16 protein-coding genes and 5 tRNA genes are annotated in these 18,511 nt (G+C 67.6%); 1 reads left to right on the forward strand and 20 read right to left on the reverse strand.

From position 1 onward, the window contains the following. Positions 1 to 114: 114 nt before the first annotated feature. The 5 genes from ACWKY3_RS07130 to ACWKY3_RS07150 all read right to left on the reverse strand — a co-directional run bounded on the left by ACWKY3_RS07130 (position 115) and on the right by ACWKY3_RS07150 (position 2,582). Positions 115 to 759, reverse strand: a complete 645-nt coding sequence (locus tag ACWKY3_RS07130; protein ID WP_449315737.1) for a response regulator — start codon at positions 757 to 759, stop codon at positions 115 to 117. Next, positions 756 to 1,955, reverse strand: a complete 1,200-nt coding sequence (locus ACWKY3_RS07135) for a GAF domain-containing sensor histidine kinase (protein WP_449315738.1) — start codon at positions 1,953 to 1,955, stop codon at positions 756 to 758. The genes ACWKY3_RS07130 and ACWKY3_RS07135 overlap by 4 nt, the downstream gene beginning before the upstream one ends. 302 nt (positions 1,956 to 2,257) lie before the next feature. After that, positions 2,258 to 2,333: transfer RNA gene (locus ACWKY3_RS07140), tRNA-Gly, on the reverse strand. A 34-nt stretch (positions 2,334 to 2,367) separates the two neighbouring features. Next, a tRNA-Cys gene (locus ACWKY3_RS07145) sits at positions 2,368 to 2,441 on the reverse strand. Between the two features lie 65 nt (positions 2,442 to 2,506). Further along, positions 2,507 to 2,582, reverse strand: a tRNA-Gly gene (locus ACWKY3_RS07150). A 489-nt stretch (positions 2,583 to 3,071) separates the two neighbouring features. On the opposite strand from ACWKY3_RS07150, the gene ACWKY3_RS07155 reads away from it, so the two are divergent. Continuing rightward, positions 3,072 to 3,146 (forward strand) — tRNA-Val (locus ACWKY3_RS07155). 196 nt (positions 3,147 to 3,342) lie between these two features. On the opposite strand, the gene ACWKY3_RS07160 is transcribed toward ACWKY3_RS07155, so the two are convergent. The 15 genes from ACWKY3_RS07160 to ACWKY3_RS07230 all read right to left on the reverse strand — a co-directional run bounded on the left by ACWKY3_RS07160 (position 3,343) and on the right by ACWKY3_RS07230 (position 18,415). Then, complete coding sequence (locus tag ACWKY3_RS07160) at positions 3,343 to 4,035, reverse strand: HAD family hydrolase (protein WP_449315739.1); 693 nt, start codon at positions 4,033 to 4,035, stop codon at positions 3,343 to 3,345. Positions 4,036 to 4,043: 8 nt separating this feature from the next. Continuing rightward, positions 4,044 to 4,949: a cation diffusion facilitator family transporter gene (locus ACWKY3_RS07165; RefSeq protein WP_449315740.1), complete on the reverse strand. Its 906-nt coding sequence runs from the start codon at positions 4,947 to 4,949 to the stop codon at positions 4,044 to 4,046. Positions 4,950 to 5,042: 93 nt separating this feature from the next. Then, positions 5,043 to 5,131 (reverse strand) — tRNA-Leu (locus ACWKY3_RS07170). Positions 5,132 to 5,259: 128 nt separating this feature from the next. Then, a complete protein-coding gene (gene secG / locus ACWKY3_RS07175) occupies positions 5,260 to 5,517 on the reverse strand; it encodes a preprotein translocase subunit SecG (RefSeq protein WP_449315741.1) in 258 nt (85 codons plus the stop codon). 259 nt (positions 5,518 to 5,776) lie between these two features. Continuing rightward, complete coding sequence (gene gpmI, locus ACWKY3_RS07180; RefSeq protein WP_449315742.1) at positions 5,777 to 7,321, reverse strand: 2,3-bisphosphoglycerate-independent phosphoglycerate mutase; 1,545 nt, start codon at positions 7,319 to 7,321, stop codon at positions 5,777 to 5,779. After that, on the reverse strand, positions 7,321 to 8,091 hold the full coding sequence (gene tpiA / locus ACWKY3_RS07185; RefSeq protein WP_449315743.1) for a triose-phosphate isomerase: 771 nt from the start codon (positions 8,089 to 8,091) through the stop codon (positions 7,321 to 7,323). Before tpiA ends, gpmI begins: the two co-directional genes overlap by 1 nt. Before the next feature lie 91 nt (positions 8,092 to 8,182). Then, positions 8,183 to 9,379: a phosphoglycerate kinase gene (locus ACWKY3_RS07190; RefSeq protein WP_449315744.1), complete on the reverse strand. Its 1,197-nt coding sequence runs from the start codon at positions 9,377 to 9,379 to the stop codon at positions 8,183 to 8,185. Then, on the reverse strand, positions 9,372 to 9,629 hold the full coding sequence (locus ACWKY3_RS07195; protein WP_449315745.1) for a hypothetical protein: 258 nt from the start codon (positions 9,627 to 9,629) through the stop codon (positions 9,372 to 9,374). Before ACWKY3_RS07195 ends, ACWKY3_RS07190 begins: the two co-directional genes overlap by 8 nt. 111 nt (positions 9,630 to 9,740) lie before the next feature. Further along, a complete protein-coding gene (gene gap / locus ACWKY3_RS07200) occupies positions 9,741 to 10,742 on the reverse strand; it encodes a type I glyceraldehyde-3-phosphate dehydrogenase (protein WP_449315746.1) in 1,002 nt (333 codons plus the stop codon). Between the two features lie 350 nt (positions 10,743 to 11,092). Beyond that, positions 11,093 to 12,031, reverse strand: a complete 939-nt coding sequence (gene whiA, locus ACWKY3_RS07205; protein WP_449315747.1) for a DNA-binding protein WhiA — start codon at positions 12,029 to 12,031, stop codon at positions 11,093 to 11,095. Continuing rightward, a complete protein-coding gene (locus ACWKY3_RS07210; protein ID WP_449315748.1) occupies positions 12,010 to 13,128 on the reverse strand; it encodes a gluconeogenesis factor YvcK family protein in 1,119 nt (372 codons plus the stop codon). The genes whiA and ACWKY3_RS07210 overlap by 22 nt, the downstream gene beginning before the upstream one ends. 8 nt (positions 13,129 to 13,136) lie before the next feature. Beyond that, the gene (gene rapZ / locus ACWKY3_RS07215) at positions 13,137 to 14,096 is read right to left on the reverse strand and encodes an RNase adapter RapZ (RefSeq protein WP_449315749.1); all 960 of its coding nucleotides are present in this window, start codon (positions 14,094 to 14,096) and stop codon (positions 13,137 to 13,139) included. Next, a complete protein-coding gene (gene uvrC, locus ACWKY3_RS07220; RefSeq protein WP_449315752.1) occupies positions 14,077 to 16,224 on the reverse strand; it encodes an excinuclease ABC subunit UvrC in 2,148 nt (715 codons plus the stop codon). Before uvrC ends, rapZ begins: the two co-directional genes overlap by 20 nt. Positions 16,225 to 16,652: 428 nt before the next feature. After that, positions 16,653 to 17,573, reverse strand: a complete 921-nt coding sequence (locus ACWKY3_RS07225; protein WP_449315750.1) for a Fic family protein — start codon at positions 17,571 to 17,573, stop codon at positions 16,653 to 16,655. A 182-nt stretch (positions 17,574 to 17,755) separates the two neighbouring features. Further along, a complete protein-coding gene (locus ACWKY3_RS07230; RefSeq protein WP_449315751.1) occupies positions 17,756 to 18,415 on the reverse strand; it encodes a TorD/DmsD family molecular chaperone in 660 nt (219 codons plus the stop codon). Positions 18,416 to 18,511 lie beyond the last annotated feature (96 nt).

Here is an 18,511-nt window from a genome sequence, read left to right on the forward strand (position 1 = left end):
AGATGGAGGCATCGACTCCCCTTCAACGCTCAAGGCCCGATGCCCCCCCCAACCAACCCCCCCCCCACCCCCCCCACCCCCCCTGCAGGCGGGGACCTTTCGCCGCCCGCTCCCTCACACGCCGAGCAGCTTGTGGCGCAACGCGTAGTCCACCAAGTCGGCGCGCGATTTCAATCCCAGCTTCTGGTAGATCTTCGAGCGATGGGCCTCCACGGTCTTCACCGACAGGAATATCCGCTCGGAGATCTCCTTGTTCGTGAACCCCTTGGCCAGAAGCTGGAGTATCTCCAACTCGCGGTTCGACAACTGCTGATAGGAGCGGTCCTCGTCGGAAGCCCCTTGGGAAAGCTGCTTGGTCAGCAGCGCCGTCATCTTCGGATGGATGTAGCTGCCGCCGTCGGCCACGGCGTGCACGGCCGAGAGCAGCTCTTCTGAGCTGGAGTTCTTCAGGATGTAGCCGGCCGCGCCGCCCCGCAGCGTGTAGAACAGATACTCCGGCTCGGCGAACATGGTGAGGATCACCACCTTCGTGGCCGGGAAGTCCTTGGCCACCTTCTCGCAGGCCACCAGGCCGCTTTGCCCCGGCGGCATGGAGATGTCCATGAGCAGCACGTCGGGTTTCTCGCGCGCGACGATGGAGTACGCCTGCGCCCCGTCGGCGGCCTCGGCCACCACCGACAGATCGGGATCCTGCTCCAGTATCATCTTGAACCCTGCGCGAACCACCTCGTGGTCGTCCGCCAGCACGATGCGGATCATGCCTTGACCCCCTTGCCTTCCATTGCGTTCATGGGCGCCACGAGCGTGATCGAGGTGCCGCGCGGACCCGACTCCATGGAGAGGGTGGCGCCTATGACGCTCGCGCGCTCGCGCATTCCCGACAAACCGCAGCCGCTCCCCTTGATCCGGGGATGCTCCACGTCGAAGCCCACCCCGTGATCCACCACGCGCGCATGCAGCCACCCGTCGGAATCCTCCAGCGACACGTACACGCGGTCCGCCTCCGAGTACTTGCACGCGTTCAGGATGGCCTCCTGGCAGATGCGGTACGCCTGCGTCTCCAGAGCCTGGTCGAACCTCGTCCGGGAAAGCCCGCCTTGAAACACGATCTCGGTGCCGTAAGTTTTCTCGAACACCGCCGCCTGCGAGTGCAGCGCCGCTTCGAACCCCAGGTGGTCGAGCGCGGAGGGCCGCAGCTCCACCGAGATGTTGTGCAGCTCGTCAAGGATGCGGTCGATGCCGTTGGCCGCCTCCTCCAAAACCTCCCAACCCGCTTCGTCCACATGGCTCCCCAGGCGGTTCACGCAAAACGACACCGCCAGAAGCTCCTGCGCTATGCCGTCGTGCAGCTCGCGCGATATGCGCTTGCGCTCGTCCTCCTGCGCCGCGATGACGCGGGAGAGCTCGGAGCGCACGAAAATGGGGTTGCGCTGAGACGAGGCGCGCCGGTCGGCGGCCAAGCCCTCGAAGTCCATGAAGTCCGTGGACACCACGTCCATGCCGAGCAGGCGTCCCCCAAGGCCCTCTATGAGGCTGCGGTAGGCCTGCTCGTGATGGCCGCCCACGGAGCGGAACGCGCACAAGAGCACGGCCACCACGCGCCCGCCGCGCGACAGCGGCAGCGCGCAGAAGCTGCGCAGGTCCTCGGCGAACACGATGGGATAAGACGAGTACTCCCGCGGGTCTATCTCCTCGTCGATGTCGGTGAACATCATGGGCTTGCCGGCCTTGATGGCGATGCCCCCTATGCCGTGCCCCGGCGCCAGCACGATCCTGCGGTGCCGCTCGCCCGTGGCGCCCGCGCTGTACACCCATTTGAGCGGCGCGCCGATAAACGCGGTCAGGCCGAGGGAGACGAAGTCGAACCCGTGGCGGGCCTTGACGAGCTGGACGGCCGCGCGGAACTCCGCGCACGCGCCCGCAAGCTCCTCCTCGCTGAAATTGGAAGCGCCCACATCCCCTCCTCGACCCTCGGCAGCCCTATGGCGAACCGTCGCGCGCCTCGCCAGCTTCAGTGGGCTCAATCTTATCATTTTCCCTGCGCCTGGGCACGCACCGTGCTGCTTCTCGGCTCCCTTATCCCGAGCAAGGGGATTGGCTCGCCTGCCGTTGCCGTCGCGCCTGGTCCTGCTCGATCATCCTTTTCTCCCGCACGGCGCGCCCCCGCGTCCGTTTTGCACCCTACCCCCTTCCCGAGCCGACGGCCCCCAAAACCAAAAGGGACCGAAGCGCATTCGCTTCGGTCCCTCGATCCTCATGGAGCGGACGACGGGGTTCGAACCCGCGACCCCGACCTTGGCAAGGTCGTGCACTACCAGCTGAGCCACGTCCGCATATGCGTGCTGCCGATGTCTCCGACAAAATGGTTGGAGGCGACGCCCGGATTCGAACCGGGGGTGAAGGCTTTGCAGGCCTCTGCCTTACCACTTGGCCACGTCGCCACCTTGGCGGCACCGTCACTGAAAAGGCCGGCCAAAATCGCTCATGACCGGCCTTGCGCTGACGATGGAGCGGACGACGGGGTTCGAACCCGCGACCCCGACCTTGGCAAGGTCGTGCTCTACCAGCTGAGCCACGTCCGCATCGGCGAGGAAATATAATACTGGAACGTCTCTGCTCGCGCAAGCCCTCTTTTCTGAAAGTTTTGGAATTCTCGCCAACGAAAGGGGCGGCGAGCGCAAGGCGAGCGCAAGCGCAAGCGAGCGCGATTCGACCAGACGCGCTTTTCGTGACCCGGGCCGCAGGCACCGGCTGCGAACGTCGCACGCTGCCCCTGCCCTCTCGTGCGCCCCTGCCCGCCGCGTGCGGCCCCTACCCTCGCTTTGCGTCTCCGCCCGCCGCGCGCAGTCCCCGCCCCCTCGTGCGCCCTACCCGCCGCGCGCAGTCCCCGCCCCCCTCGTGCGCCGCTCGTCGTATGCGGGCTTTCGTTTGCCCCGGACCCTCTGCAGACGTTCTGCCGGCGTTTTCCCGTTGCGACGGCGGTTTTTTGAAAAGATGCTTTGACAGAGCGCCGCTATCTGGTAAACTACTTGCTCGCTGGCAGGGAACGAGGTTTTCCTGCGAGCGTTCATGGGCGATTAGCTCAGGGGGAGAGCACTACCTTGACACGGTAGGGGTCACAAGTTCAAATCTTGTATCGCCCACCATGAGGAACCGAGCCGCCGGACCCAACGTCCGGCGGCTTTTTTCATGCGCAGCGACTTCAGGACGCAGGGGCGAACCCAAATACAAGCTATGGGACAAGCGCAAGCACGGGGGTGCGGACACGACATTCAACCGGAAGGCAAGCGCGCCGGGACCGCGCAGATCGCCGAGCACAGCCGCCAGCTAGCCGCGTTCGCGCTAGAGCAGGCCCGCCAACTCCGTGAGCGCCGCCACGCGCTCGTAGCCGCAGCCCTCCTGCGCGCCGGATCGGTCCACGATCACGGGCCGCACGCCGGCCGCCGCGGCCCCGTCGCCGTCGGCGTCGGGCCGGTCCCCCACGTGCACGACAGCCTCCGGCCGCACGCCCACCGCCTCGCAGGCCAGATCGAAGATGACCGGGTCCGGCTTGCGGTAGCCCACCGCAGCGCTTGACACCACCGCGTCGAAGTACGGCAGCAAGCGCAGATCGCGCAGCAGGTCCTCCAGCTCGGCGTCCCAGTTCGACACGACGGCGAGCACAAGCCCGCGCCCCTTCAGCTCGCGCAGGCATGCGGCGACGTCAGGGTACACCTCCCAACCCTCGGCGCGACGGTACGCCTCGTGCACGGCGCGGGCCATCCCTTCGGCGTCGGCGCCGATGCCCACCCGGTGGCACACGAAGCGGTACTGGTCAAGCCAGATGGCAACCGATCCCTCATGCGAGCACCAGAAGTCGCCGTCGCGCAGGTACTCAGCCTCGTAGTAGGCGTCCATGGCCGGCATGTGCGGCTCGAAGTCGCGCACGGAAAGCGCATGCCCCCGCTCGGCCGCCACGCGGGCCATCGTCTCGGCCACCGAGGGGCAGGGCCGGATGAGCGTGGCCCCCACGTCGAAGAACACCGCGTCCGCCATGCGCCCCCCTACTCCTCGTGCCCGTCGTCGGGCTCTATGTGCACGAGCGTCTCGATCACGTTCGGGAAACGCGCCCGCACGGCCTCCTCCACCTCGTCGGCCAGACGATGCGCGTCGGCAACGCTCATGGCGGGGTCCACGAGCACGTGCAGATCGGCGTACACCTCCCCTTCCGTGCCGCGCGTGCGAATGCGGTGGGCGTCCCGCACGCCGGGCACCGCCGTGGCCGCGGCACGCAAGTCGGCCTCGGGAATGCGCGCGCGGTCCGAGAGCGTGGCAAGGGCGTGCTTGAACACGTCGGCGGCCGTGGCCAAGATGGCGACCGTCACCACGAGCGCCATCACCGGGTCCGCCATGGGGAATCCAAGCGCCACGGCGGCAAGCCCCACGATCACGCCCACCGACACAAGCGCATCGGAGAGCGTGTGGTTCGCATCCGCCGCCAGCACCTCGCTGCCCAGGCGCTTGGCGGCGCGCCGCTCATAAGCGGTCACCCCCAGGTTGACCGCGAGCGTACCGATCATCACCGCAAACGACACCGGCGTGACCTCGGCGGTGTACGCGCCCTCCGCAAGCTTGCCCACAGCGCTCGACCCCACCTCGAACGCCGCCAGCAGAAGAAGCGCGCCGATGGCCAAGCTCGCGTACGTCTCGAACTTCGCATGCCCGTAGGGATGCCCCTCGTCGGCCGGCCGCGCCGCTATCGCGATGCCCACAAGCCCCACCACGTTGCCCGCCGAATCGAACACCGAATGGATGCCGTCGGCCTGCATCGACTCGGAGCCGCTCACCGCGCCCCACACGTACTTCGCCGCCGCTACGGCCAGGTTGAGCGCAAGGATGATCCAGAGCACCCGCTGAATGGAGCGCATGCGCTCCGAAACGGGCGATTTCGTCGCCAGCGCCTTGGACATGACGCCGCCCCTCCTTTCGAGCGCCTTCCGCCCGCCGCGTCGCGCAACGAGCCCGCATACGAAAAGAGAGCCCGAAGGCTCTCTGTCTTTTCCTGGTGTCGGAGGCGGGATTTGAACCCGCACACCCGTTAGATGGGCACTAGCACCTCAAGCTAGCGTGTCTGCCGTTCCACCACTCCGACATGCTGCTCAAACGCAACGGTGGACATTCTACCCGAAGCCCTCCCCGTTGTGAAGGGGGAATTTCAGCGAATTCCGCAGCAGCGAGCCCGACGCCGAAAACGAAGGCGGGGCCGCCGACACCTGCGCCCTAGTTGCCCGCGATGCTCCCATGGGGGTAGATGATCATGAGCGCGATGAGCGACGCCATGAACACGATGGCCAAGACGATGGTGATGCGGTCGAGGTTCTTCTCCACGATGCTCGTGCCGGTTTGCGTGGAGTACACGGAGCTGGCGATCATGTCCGACACACCCGTGCCCTTGCCGGAATGGAGCAGGATGAAGATGATGAGCCCGATGCCCGAGAGCACGAGCAGGGCGATGACGATGATGAGAAGCGGATTCAAGGTTTTTCTCTTCCTTTGCAGAAAACACGTCGGTCACATAATTCGCTCAGTATAGCCGAGTCGGACGGCCGGGGCAAGAAAATCGCAGTTTCCCCCTCCCCTTTCTCCCCCATCCCCATCGGATGCCCCGCAGGGGAAAGCACGAAGGCGAAGGCGGGAGAAGCCCCTCCCGCCTTCGCCAGAAGCCCGCGCGGCGCGGCGCCGTCGTCCGCACGCGTCCGCGGCAAAGCGCGAGGACGCGCCCGCCGCAGCCGGAGCGCTATGCGAGCAGGCTTTGTCCCGTCATGGCCGCGGGGGCCTCCAAGCCCGCAAGCGCGAGCAGCGTGGGCGCGATGTCGCAGAGCGCGCCCTGGCGGCCGTCGAGGGCGCGGTTCGCACCCGAGAAGTCCGCAAGGACAAGCGGCACGAGGGCCGTGGTGTGCGCGGTGAACGGCGAGCCGTCCTCGGCCACCATCTTGTCGGCGTTGCCGTGGTCGGCCGTCACAAGCGCGACGCCGCCCTTGCGCTCGAGGGCGGCCAGCACCTCGCCCACGCCGGCGTCCACCGCCTCCACAGCCGCCACCGCGGCCGGGACCACGCCGGTGTGCCCCACCATGTCGCAGTTGGCGAAGTTCACGATGTAGACGTCGGCCTCATCCGCGTCGATGGCCGCTGCCAGCGTGCGCGCCACCTCAGGCTCGCTCATCTCGGGCTGGAGGTCGTAGGTGGCCACCTTGGGGCTGGGGACCAGCACGCGCTCCTCCCCGGCCTTAGGCTCCTCGCGCCCGCCGTTTAAGAAAAACGTCACATGAGCGTACTTCTCCGTCTCGGCGATGTGGTACTGGCGCAGGCCGGCCGCAGCCAGCACGTCGGCCAGCACGTCGGCGGGAAACTCCTTGGGAAAGGCCACCGGCGCAGGGATCTCCGGGTCGTACTCGGTCAGGCACACGAACCCCACCTGCGGCCACGCGCCGCGCGCAAAGCCGTCGAACGCCGGATCAACCATCGCGCGCGTAAGCTCGCGGGCGCGGTCGGGGCGGAAGTTGAAGAACACCACGGCGTCGCCCTCGCGCACGCCGCGGGCGGAAAGCGCCACCGGCTCCACGAACTCGTCGGTGACGCCGGCGGCGTAGGAGTCGGCCATCACCTGGGCGGGCGTGCGCTCCGTATGCGGCTCGGCGCGCACCACGGCCCGCCACGCGCGCTCCACGCGATCCCAGCGCTTGTCGCGGTCCATGGCGTAGTAGCGCCCGCCGATGCTGCCGACCTCGGCCGCAAACCCCTCGTCCGAAAGCTCCGCCAGAACCTCGTCCAGCTCGGCCACGTAGCCCGCGCCGCTTTCGGGCGGCACGTCGCGCCCGTCCATGAAGCAGTGCACCACCGCATGCGGCACCCCGGCGCGCTTCGCGGCGCGCAGAAGCGCGTAGAGGTGGGCGTTGGAGGAATGCACGCCTCCGTCGGAGAGCAGGCCCATGAGATGCAGCGCCGCCCCCGGACGCGACGCCTGGGAAAACGCCTGGCGAAGCACCGGGTTTTCCGCCAGCGACCCGTCGGCGCAGGCGCGGTTCACGCGTGTGAGCTCCTGGTGCACCACCCGCCCCGCGCCGATGTTGAGGTGCCCCACCTCCGAATTGCCCATCTGGCCCGCGGGCAAGCCCACGGCCTCGCCCGACGCTTCAAGCCGCGTCCAGGAACGCTCGGCGAAAAGCGCGTCCAAAACGGGCGTGCGCGCCTGCGAGATGGCGTTGCCCGAACCCGGCTCGGCCAGGCCGAAGCCGTCCATGATGACCAGGCACGCAGGCAGCGGCAGATCGGCGCGCGCCATCACAGGCACGCCTCGATCAGCTGCACGAACGACGCCGCCTCCAGGCTCGCGCCGCCCACCAGGCCGCCGTCGATGTTCGGCTGGGCCATAAGCCCCTCCACGTTGCCCACGTTCATGGAGCCGCCGTACAAAACGCGCATGGCGTCGGCCGTCTCGTCGCCGAACAGCTCCGCGAGCGTGGCGCGGATGGCCGCGCACACGGCCTCGGCCTGCTCGGGCGTGGCCGTGCGGCCCGTCCCGATGGCCCAGATGGGCTCGTAGGCGACCACGCACTCCGCCGCGTCGCGCGCGTCCACGCCAGCGAACGCGGCGCGCACCTGGGCGGTGACGTACTCTTCGGTGGTGCCCTCCTCGCGCACGGCCAGCGACTCGCCCACGCACACCACGGCGTAAAGCCCCGCGCTCACGAGCGCCTTCACCTTGCGGTTCACATCCTCGTTCGTCTCGCCGAACAGCTCCCTGCGCTCGGAGTGCCCCACGATGGAGCACGCGCAGCCGATCTCCTTGATCATGGCCACGGACACCTCGCCGGTGAACGCGCCCTTCGGCTCCCAGTGCACGTTCTGCGCGCCCACCGCCACCTTGGTCTTGTCGAAATCGAGCACGGTCTTGGCGGGCTTGAGGTCCACAAACGGCGGGCAGACGAGCACGTCCACCGCCTCGGCCCACTCCTTCTCGTAACGGTTCGAGATCTCCTGGGTGAGCACCACCGCCTCCGCGACGGTGTTGTTCATCTTCCAGTTGCTTGCCATCAGGGGTTTGCGCGTCATGCGATTCTCCTTCCCACCCTCTCGCCAAAGGGGGGGGCGCCCGGGTGCCCAGCGAGGCCGGTTTGGCGGGGCGCCCTTGTGCGCCAACTTGCTACTTTCTCAAAGCCTCCACGCCCGGCAGGGCCTCGCCCTGCACAAGCTCCATGGACGCGCCGCCGCCGGTGGAGATGAACGTCATCTTGTCGGCCAGGCCGAACTTGTTCACCGCCGCCACGCTATCGCCGCCGCCGATGACGGTGTCCGCCTCGGCGTTGTCGGCCACGGCCTGGGCGACGGCCCTCGTGCCCGCCGCGAACGGCTCCATCTCGAACACGCCCATGGGGCCGTTCCAGAACACGGTCTTGGCCTCGGCCACGGCCTCGGCGTAGAGCCGCGCCGTCTTGGGCCCTATGTCGAGGCCCATCATATCATCGGGAATGTCGTCCGCCGAAACCGTGAGCGTTTCGGCATCTTCGGCGAAGCGGTCCGCGCACACCGCGTCCACGGGAAGCAGCAGCCGCACGCCGCGCTCCTCGGCCTTCGCGATCATGGCCGCGGCGCGCTCCACCCAGTCCTCCTCTTTAAGCGACGTTCCCACCGCCTTGCCCTGAGCAAGCAGGAAGGTGAAGCACATGCCGCCGCCGATAATGAGCGTGTCGCAGGTGTCCATGAGCGCGTCGATGACCTTGATCTTGTCCGACACCTTCGAGCCGCCCAAAATGGCGGCGAAGGGGCGGTGCGGTTTTTCCAGCATGCCCGTGAGCGTGGACACCTCGCGCTGCATGAGGTAGCCCGCGTACGCCGGCAGAAGCGCCGCCACGCCGGCGGTGGAGGCATGGGCGCGGTGCGCGGTGCCAAACGCGTCGTTCACATAGACCTCGCCAAGCGATGCCAGCTCCTCGCAGAACGCGGGGTCGTTTTTCTTCTCGCGTTTGTCGAAGCGCAGGTTTTCGAGCACGAGCACCTCGCCGTCGCCGAGCGCGGCGGCCTTGGCCTGCGCGTCCGGCCCCACCGTGTCGGCGGCGAACACGACGGACGTGCCCAGAAGCTCGGCTAGGCGCAGCGCGGCGGGGCGCAGCGTGAACGCCTCCTCGAAGCCCTCGCCCGCAGGGCGCCCCAGATGGCTCATCAGCACGACGCGCGCGCCGCCTGCCGTCAGCTTCTCGATGGTGGGCAGCGCCGCGCGGATGCGCGTGTCGTCGGTCACCGCGCCCCCGGCCACCGGCACGTTGAAGTCCACGCGCACGAGCACGCGCTTGCCGCGCACGTCCTGCGCGACCAGCTCGTCAATGGTTTTGATGTCACTCATGTTGTCGTCCCGTCGAATCGTCCGCGATGCGCTCCGGCGAGCGCATCAGCTCCGTTTGCTCTTTCTGCGCGGCAATCAGCTCCCGCATCGCCCGTTCCATGTTCGCCGCGTGCTCTTTCTGCGCCAGCTCGAGCGCCTGCACCGCCTTCGCCATGCGGAAGAACTCGCGCAGGACGAACAGCGCGACGACGAGGGGGATCAGGTAGATGACGGCGAGCAGGACATTCGCGAAAACCCCGGTGAACGACATGGCGCCACCTCCTTCGTCTGCGTCCGTTCCGCACGGCAAGGCGAACGCGTCGCCTGAAACGGCAGAAGGGCTGCGGCATCGCGCCGCAGCCCCCTTTTTTTCGCGCTTTCCTTACAGAAGGATCTTGACCAAGTCCTTCACGCGGTTGGAATAACCCCACTCGTTGTCGTACCAGCTGATGACCTTCACGAAGTTGCCTTCGCCGCCCATCACCATGGTCAGGCCCGAATCGAAGATGGAGGAGTGCGCGTCGCCCACGATGTCGATGGACACGATGGGGTCGGTCTGGTACTCCAGGATGCCCGCGAGGGGGCCTTCGGCCGCGGCCTTCATGGCGGCGTTGATCTCCTCGACCGTGGCGGGCTTCTCAAGCTCCACCGTGAGGTCGACCATCGAGCCGTCAGGCGTGGGAACGCGCGTGGCGAAGCCGTCCAGCTTGCCCTTGAGCTCCGGCAGCACAAGCGACACGGCGCGCGCGGCGCCCGTGGTGGTGGGGATCATGGACATGGCGGCCGCGCGGGCGCGGCGCAGGTCCTTGTGCGGCAGGTCGAGGATCTTCTGGTCGTTGGTGTAGGCGTGGATGGTGTTCATGAACCCACGCTTGATGCCGAACGTGTCCAGCAGCACCTTGGCCACGGGCGCCAGGCAGTTCGTGGTGCACGAGGCGTTGGAGATGATGTGGTGCTTGTCCTTGTCGTAGTCGCCGTCGTTCACGCCCATCACCACGGTGATGTCCTCGCCCTTGGCCGGGCAGGTGATGACCACCTTCTTGGCGCCGGCGTCGATGTGCTTCTGCGCCAGCTCGCCGGTCTTGAAGATGCCGGTGGCCTCCACCACCACGTCGACCCCCAGCTCGCCCCAAGGGAGGTTGGACGGCTCGCGCTCGGAGAGCACCTTGAACGCATGGCCGTCGGCCACGATGCCGTCCTCGGTGGCCTCCACCGACGCGAACGCGCGGCCGTGGACGGAATCGTACTTCAGCAAGTGCGCCATCGTGGGGATGTCGCCCAAATCGTTGATGGCCACAACCTCCAGATCGGGATCGTTCGCCATCGCGCGGAACACCAACCGCCCGATGCGGCCGAATCCGTTGATGCCCACTTTCGTTGCCATGCGTATCTCCTTTCGTCAAGATACTCATTCGGTGCCGTGAAGACGGCCCGATCATACCACGGGCGCCCTGCTCGCACGCCCTGCCCGCCCCGCTCTCCCAAGAAAAAGCGGGCAAGCGGCATGCCCCGCCGCACAGCGGAAAGCGCACGCGCGCGCCCCTTGGTCGCAAGCGCTTAACGCAAGATGCGGGCGTTTGCTTCGCTCGCGGCCGCAGGATGAAGCCGGCGAAAGCGAAGACCGTGCGGCAGCAAGGAAAGACGCTCGCGGCCGCTAACGCCGCCGTGCTTTTCCCATCGGTCGAGAATGCGGCGCGACCCGCCGTCAATCTCCATGGGGCCGCTGTGGAGCTGTCAGCTTCTTCCCTGGACCTCGCGCGCCATCTGCTCGATGCGGCGGACGCGGTGGTAGACGGCGCTTTTGGACAGCGGGGGGTTCGCGCGCTCGCCCAGCTCTTTGAGCGTGGCGTCGGGATAGGTGACGCGCAGCTTGATGAACTCCTGCAGCGCCGGCGGCAGGTTCTCCATGCCGTGCGCCTCCAGCACCACCCGAATGGCGTAGATCTGGTCCACCGAGGCGTTGGCCGCCTTGGCCTGGTTGGCCATCTCCGCGTTGGTCTGGCGGTTCACGTCGTTGCGCACGCTTTTGATGACGCGGGCGTTCTCCATGGCCAGCGCGCTTTGATGGGCGCCGGCGAAGGCGAGGAACTCCAAGATGGCGGCGCCGCTTTTGAGGTAGACCATGTACGAGCTGCGCCTCTGCATGACCCGCGCCTTGATGCCCTTGAGCTCAAGCAGCCCGACCAGGTCCTCGGCCAGCTCCTCGCTCTCCACCGTCACCTCGAAATGGAAATCGCCGCGCGGGTCGGACACAAAGCCGCTGCCCAAAAACGCCCCGCGCAGGTAGGCGGCCGTGCAGCACTCCTTGGCCACGAGCGCGGGCTTGACGCCCATCTCAAGGCCGCCTTCGGGCGAGAGCACGCCCATGTCGGTCAGCGATTCGGCCAACCGAGGCTGCGCCGGCACCTCTATGAGGTAGTTCGGCGTCTTGTGCAGCACGCTGCGGCGCACCGTGAGGTTCGTCTGAAGATGGTACAGCTCGTGGAGCAGCTTGATGACCAGGCGCGCCACCGACGGCGCGTCGGTGGCGACCTCGACGCGGTAGCGTCCCTGCCCGCTGAAGAACAGCGTGCCCTCTATGCGCACGAGCGCCGCCAAGGTCGCCTTGTCGCAGTGCGAGCACACGGGAGGGACACGCGCCAGCTCGTCTTTCACCTCCGCCGTGAACGACATAGCTTCAGCACCCCCGAGAAAGCGTCGCGCAGCGCCACGGGATCATGCCAGGTGGGACGCTCGCGATCCACAAGGTCGCGCGCGATCACCACCGGTCCCTGCGCTTGGATGGCCTGAACGGCCCGATGGCTCACGGCCACGGGGCGGATGCGCCCGGCAAGCTGTTCGTAGCCCATGCCGGACGTGGAGGAATGCTCGGGCTCGGCCCCCGTCGCGGCGCCGAACACGCCTGTGGCGGGGCTGTCGGGCCGCAGCGGCACCGGCGTGTGGACCAGCACGTAGTCCAGGATGCCGCGCATGCCGTGGTCCATGAGCGCCTCAACGTGCTCGCGCGCGGTAAGCCCCCAGGTCTCCCCCTGCATGTCGGCCAGCGAGCACACGAACAGCGTGGCCCCCTTCGAGGCGCGGACGGCCTCCGTCACGCCGGGCACCAGCAGGTTGGGCACGATGGAGGTGAAAAGAGAGCCGGGGCCCAGCACGATGAGGTCCGCCTCGCGGATGGCGTCGAGCGCGGGCTCGTAGGGCACGATGGGCCGGTCCGCCCGCAGCCGCACGCGCTCGAGCGCCGTGCGGGAATGGCACGCCACCGCCTGCCCTTCCAGCACGCGCCCGTCCCTCGTGCGCGCCTCGAGCGACACCCGGTCGAGCGTGGAGGGGTACACGTGCCCGCGCGCGTTCAGCAACCGCTCGCAAATGGCCACGGCCTCGGGGAACGACCCCGCCGCGTCCTCCAGGGCCGACAGCATCAAGTTTCCGAGCGTGTGGTTGCGCGCGAAGGGGAAGCGGTACTTGAACGCCTTCGTAAGCGGGTCGGCGGGATCGGCCGCCATGGCGGCGATGCACTTGCGCACGTCGCCGGGCGGCGTGACGTGCGCCTCCTCGCGCAGGATGCCCGTCGAGCCTCCGTCGTCGGCCATGGCCACCACGGCGCTCGTCTCGAAGCCCATGGACAGAAGCGTGCGGATGGACACCGGCGCGCCCGTTCCGCCGCCGATGACCACGGCCCGCAGGCGCTCGCCCGCAGGCACCACGGGCCGCGCCGCGCGCAAAGGCGCGAACGAGGCCGTCATGGACGAGTCGTGGACGAAAGGACGCATGCCGTCTCCTAGCGCCCCGCGGACGGCGCGGCCGCGGACGAGTCTGCGACCAGGCGTCCGTCGGCGCCCTCCGCCAGTTTCAGGTCCCGATGCGCGATGCTCACGCGGTAGCCCTTCCCCTTGAGGTAGTCGGCCGTGGACTCCGCGAGCGCCACGCTGCGGTGCTGCCCGCCCGTGCATCCCACGGCGATGGCGAGCTGCTGCTTGCCCTCCGCCACGTAGCCGGGCATGACCACGTCGAGCAGCGCGCGCCACTTCTTCTGGAACTCCTCGGTCTCGGGACGGTACAGCACGAAATCGCGCACGGGCGCGTCAAGCCCCGTGAAGGGGCGCAAAGCGGGATCGTAGTAGGGATTCGGCAGAAAGCGCACGTCCATGACCAGGTCCGCGTCAAGCGGCGCGCCGTGCTTGAAGCCGAACGAGTACACCGTCACCTGCAACCCCGCGCGCTCCTCTCCGGGCGCGAACAGCGCGCGGATGGTGGCGCGCAGCTGCGGCGGCAGCATGTCGGTGGTGTCGATGACGTGATGGGCCCCTTCGCGCAGGGCGAACAGCAGGCTGCGCTCGCGCTCTATCCCCCGAGCGATGGACGACCCGTCCGTGCACAGCGGATGCCGGCGGCGGCTTGATTTGTACCGGGAGATCAGCTTCTCGTCGGCGGCGTCCAAAAACAGCACCCGGTAGTCGATGCCCCGCTCCCTCAGCTTGGCAAGCTCGGCTTTCAGGTTGGCGAAGAAGTCGCCGTTGCGCGCGTCGCACACCACCGCCAAACGGCGGCGCTCGTCGGGCTGGCCGGGCATGCCGGCAAGCTCGAGCAGGCTCCCGATGAGGCTCGAGGGCAGGTTGTCCACGCAGAAGTAGTCCAGGTCCTCGAACACGTGCATGGCTTCGGTGCGGCCTGCGCCGCTCATGCCCGTCACAATGACGAGCTCGGGCATGAGTTCCAGGTCAACCGTCTGTTCGCTCATCCGCAGTCCCTTCGTCCGCATCGCGCGCGCAGGCTGCGGCGGCCCCCGCCGCACCGTCGCCGCCCACGACGCGCTCGTCCTTCCGCTCGCTATTATACTGCTGGAGCACGCAGAACAGCTCCTCGGCCACCTCTTCGGGCACGACGCGGGCCGCCTTGATGTCCTCGAGCGTGGCCGCTTTCAGGTTCCTGAACGATTTGAAATGCTTGAGCAGGGCCTTTTTGCGCACCGGCCCCATGCCCGTCACGTCGTCCAAGATGGAAGCCGTCATGCCCTTGCCGCGCAGCTCGCGGTGGAACGTGATGGCGAAGCGGTGCGCCTCGTCGCGCACCTGCTTCACCAGGTAAAGCGACGCCGAACCGCTCGGCAGCACCACAGGGCCCGTGTCCTGCCAGGGCACGAACAGCTCCTCGTCGCGCTTGGCCAAACCGCACATCGCGATGTCGTCGATGCCCATGCGGTCGAACATCTCGAGCGCCGCAGACAGCTGCGGCTTGCCGCCGTCGAGGATGATGAGGTCGGGCTTTGAGCCGAAGCGCGCATCGGCCATGCGCTCGGGCGCGTAGCGGCGGCTCATCACCTCCTGCATGGACAAAAAATCGTTCGCCTCGTCAAGCGGCGTCTTGATCTTGAAGCGACGGTACTGGTTCTTGTCGGGCTTGCCGTTGGTGAACACCACCATCGAGGCCACCGTGTAGGAGCCGTGGATGGTGGAGATGTCGAAGCATTCGATGCGCAGGGGCGGCTCGTCGAGGGCAAGGGCGCTCTCCAGCTGCAAAAGCGCGTCGTTGATGCGCTTGTCGTCGTAGTTCGTGCGCACCTTGTAGCGCATGAGCGTGTGTTTGGCGTTCGTCTCGGCCATGCCCACAAGCTCGGCCTTCTCCCCCTTGCGCGGCGCGCAGAAGCGCACCTTCGCGCCGTGGGGGCTGGCCAGCTTGCTTGTGAGCCACGCCTCCATGGCCTCGGCGTCCTCGGGCGTCTCGCGCAGGATGACCTCGTGCGGGATGGAGGTGGTGGCGTCGTAGTAGCGCAGCAGGAACATGTGCAGAAGGTCGTCGTCGGGCACGTCCTTGCCGCGGTTCAAGATGAACTCGTTGGAGTTGACGATGCGGCCCTCGCGCACCATGAACACGTGCACGCCCGCCACCGTCTCCTCGCGGAACAGGCCCACCACGTCGGCGTCCAGGTTGCGCGCGGACACGGCATGCTGCTTGTCGGCAAGGCCCGCGATGGTGTCGATGCGCGCCTTGACGCGCGCGGCGCGCTCGAAGTCCAGCTCGGCGGCGGCCTCGGCCATCTCGGCGGTCAGCTCGTCGACGAACTCGCGATGCTGGCCCGACAAGAAGCGCTCGATGCGCTTGACGTTCGTTCGGTACTCCTCGGGCGAGATGCGCCCGCAGCACGCGCCGGGACCCAGGCCCACGTGCGCGTCGAAGCACGGGCGCGCGTCGCGCGCGAGCAGCGCGAGCGGGTCCTTCTCAAGGCGGCGCTTGAGGCCGCGCCAGTCAGCGCACGACGCGGCGCACAGCGGCACCACGCGCCGTGCGATGTCCACCATCTCGCGGGCGGCGCGGCTGTCGGTGTAGGGGCCGAAGTAGCGCGTGTCGGGGCGGTGCTTCTCGCGCGTGTACTTGATGGCGGGAAACACGTCGCCTTTCGTGAGCGCGATGAAGGGGTAGGACTTGTCGTCTTTGAAGTCGGCGTTGAAAAACGGCGCATGCTGGTTGATGAGGTTCTTCTCCAGCACGAGCGACTCGTGCTCGCTCTCCACCACGATGTAGTCGAAGCTGTCTATCTGGTCCACAAGCAAAGGGATCTTCGCGCGCTCGTCCTGGAAGTTCACGTACTGGCGCATGCGCGCGCGCAGCTGCTTCGCCTTGCCCACGTAGATGACCTGGCCCTGCGCGTCCTTCCACAGGTACACGCCCGGCAGCGCGGGCACGCTGTCCAGCTCCCGCTTGATGCGCTCGAGGCGCTCTGCGGCGCTTTCGGCGGGCGCGGGGCTTTCGACGGCTCCGGCGGCCCTGCCGGCTTCGCCAGCCCCAGCGGCTTCGGGCAGGCGCGTGAAACCGCCCCCGTCGCCGTCGGAGAAAGCGGTTGCGTCAGGTTGTTCGCGTCGCTCGTCCATGCCCGCCAGTATAGCAAACCCGTGACTATCCTCCGGCGCGACGCGCAAGGCAAACGAATGTTTCACGTGAAACATTCGCAACGGGGGGCGGAAGCGAGCGACAGGGCGGATGCGGGCGGCGGGACATGCGGGCGGCGGAGCGGATGCGGGCAACAGAACGAATGCGAGCGACAGGGCGGAAGCGAACAGCGGGATAGATGCGAACAGCTGGATGAATGCGGGCGACGGGATGGATGCGGACGGCGGGATGGATGCGGACGGGGAACCGATAGGCCCTGCGGCCCCTTCGCCGAATCGCCTCCAGCGGAGTCCGCACCAGCGCTGGTTTAGCAGAGAGCCCTGCGGAGGCAGGCGGTTGTTTCACGTGAAACAACATTCGAAAGTGATTGCAGATAGATGCGCAGGATGCGGGAAGGCGCGAAATGCCGTCAAGGCTTCGCGATTGCCCGGGAGGGATCGACGTTGCGCAAAAGCGAGGGATCGGCGTACAGCTCGTGCACCATGAGGTCGCGCGAGCGCAGCTCGTGGCGGGCGTCTGAAAGCAGGTTCTCGAAGAAACGGAGCAGATACGACGCGTCGGGCATCACCTTCGCCTTGGCGTTTCGGTAGTTCGCACGCACGAGCGCATCCCGAAAATAGCGCGCATGGCGCGCGAACGGCTCGTTGTCCGCGTCGAATCCCAGATGGCGCAGGTAGAGGACCGTGAACACCGCCACTGTTCGCGTATTGCCCTCCGCGAACGGGTGCACCTGCCACAGCCGCGCAACGAACCGGGCAAGATGGGCGAGGCTCGCCTCGTCGAGATCGACGCCGTACGCGTAGCCAAGCTCCTCATCGAACAAAAACGCCAAGGACCGCTCCACGAGCGAGGGGTCGGCATAGACCACGCTGTCGCCGTTGAGGACAAGCTCGCTTTTTTGCAGCGCGACGGTCTTGTACCTGCCCGGCCCGTACACCTGGGGGTCAAGGTCGCAAAACAGCTCCTTGTGAACGACGGAGAGCATTGACGGCATGAGGGCGAAGGCCCCGCGCGAGAGCACCTCCACGATGCGCTGGCTCACCAAATCGGCCTCGCGGCAATCCTGTTCATCTGGGGGGCACGAGCCTTGGGAGCCGAGGCTTTGGCGCGGGCGCTCGCGGTAATAGGCGCGCAGGATACGGCCGGTCTCCTCGATGCTGCGAACGCCGGAGGCGTGCTCGTGCGCCAAAGAGCGCAGGTAGTCTGACGGAACCAGGCCGTCAACCTGCTGCAATCCCGTCGCGACGTCCCAATAGCCCTGGCGCAGGACGGAGTCGGCCGTCTCGCGCACAGGCTCGTACGGGAAATCCGATGGGTTGTCCGCGGTCATGCCCGCCCCTTTCCGAAAGACGATGCCGCCAGTATAGCAAACCCGCGGCGATCCCCCGGCGCGGCGCGCAAGGCAAACGAATGTTTCACGTGAAACATTGCGAGAGGATGGAATGGCGGAACGAACGCGAACGACGGGGCGGATGCAGCGTGCCCCCCGAAGCATCCCCGAGGGCACCTCGGTCAGGCGCAGTACGCCGCCGCGACGTCGATCACGGCGGGATACAGGGGGCACCGGGCCTCCGCGCGCACGCGGGCCGCCAGCTGCTCGATCCATCTTCCCAGGTGCTCCTCGACGAACCCCTCCTGAGCATCCTGAAGCTCGAGCGCGCGCCGATCGTCCCCCGCCTCCCAGGCGGCCGCCTCGTCGCGCGCGAGCAGCGCGAGGAACTCCAGCTCCACGGCCACATGGTCGGGCAGCTCGGCAAGGCCCTCGGGCACCGCGTAACCGCATCGCGCGTACGCGCCCGCCACCTGGCGCTCCTCCTCGGTCCGCAGCCTCCCGGATCCCGGTGCGCGCGCCTCGCTCGCGTAATAGCTCTCGTACGGCGGCGCCTTGAGCGCGCCGGGCCCGACGAACAGCCGGTTGTAGTCAACCTCCAAACGAAGCCGCAGCTCGTCGGGCGCGACGTGCGCGACGGACCCCTCGAAGGCCCGCAGCTCGCCAAGCGCGCGAAGGGCGCCCTCGGCCCCTTCGCCGACCAGGCTCTCCAAACCTTGCGACAGCCGGCCCGCGATCACGTCCTCGGCCAGCGCCGCGTCGGGCCTGCGCATGACGCGCGCCGCCGTCGAGAGCAGCGCCGCTTGCGCGCGGGCGAGCGCGCGCTCCTCGTCCTCTCTCATCTTCTCCCCCTTTCCCCGGCCCGGGGGGGCAGCGTTGGTCTCCGCCCCAGTCTGTGGCGTTTTGTGTTTCTCGCCGCCTGCTTACTTCCGTTGTAC

This window comes from Rubneribacter sp. (assembly GCF_965361815.1).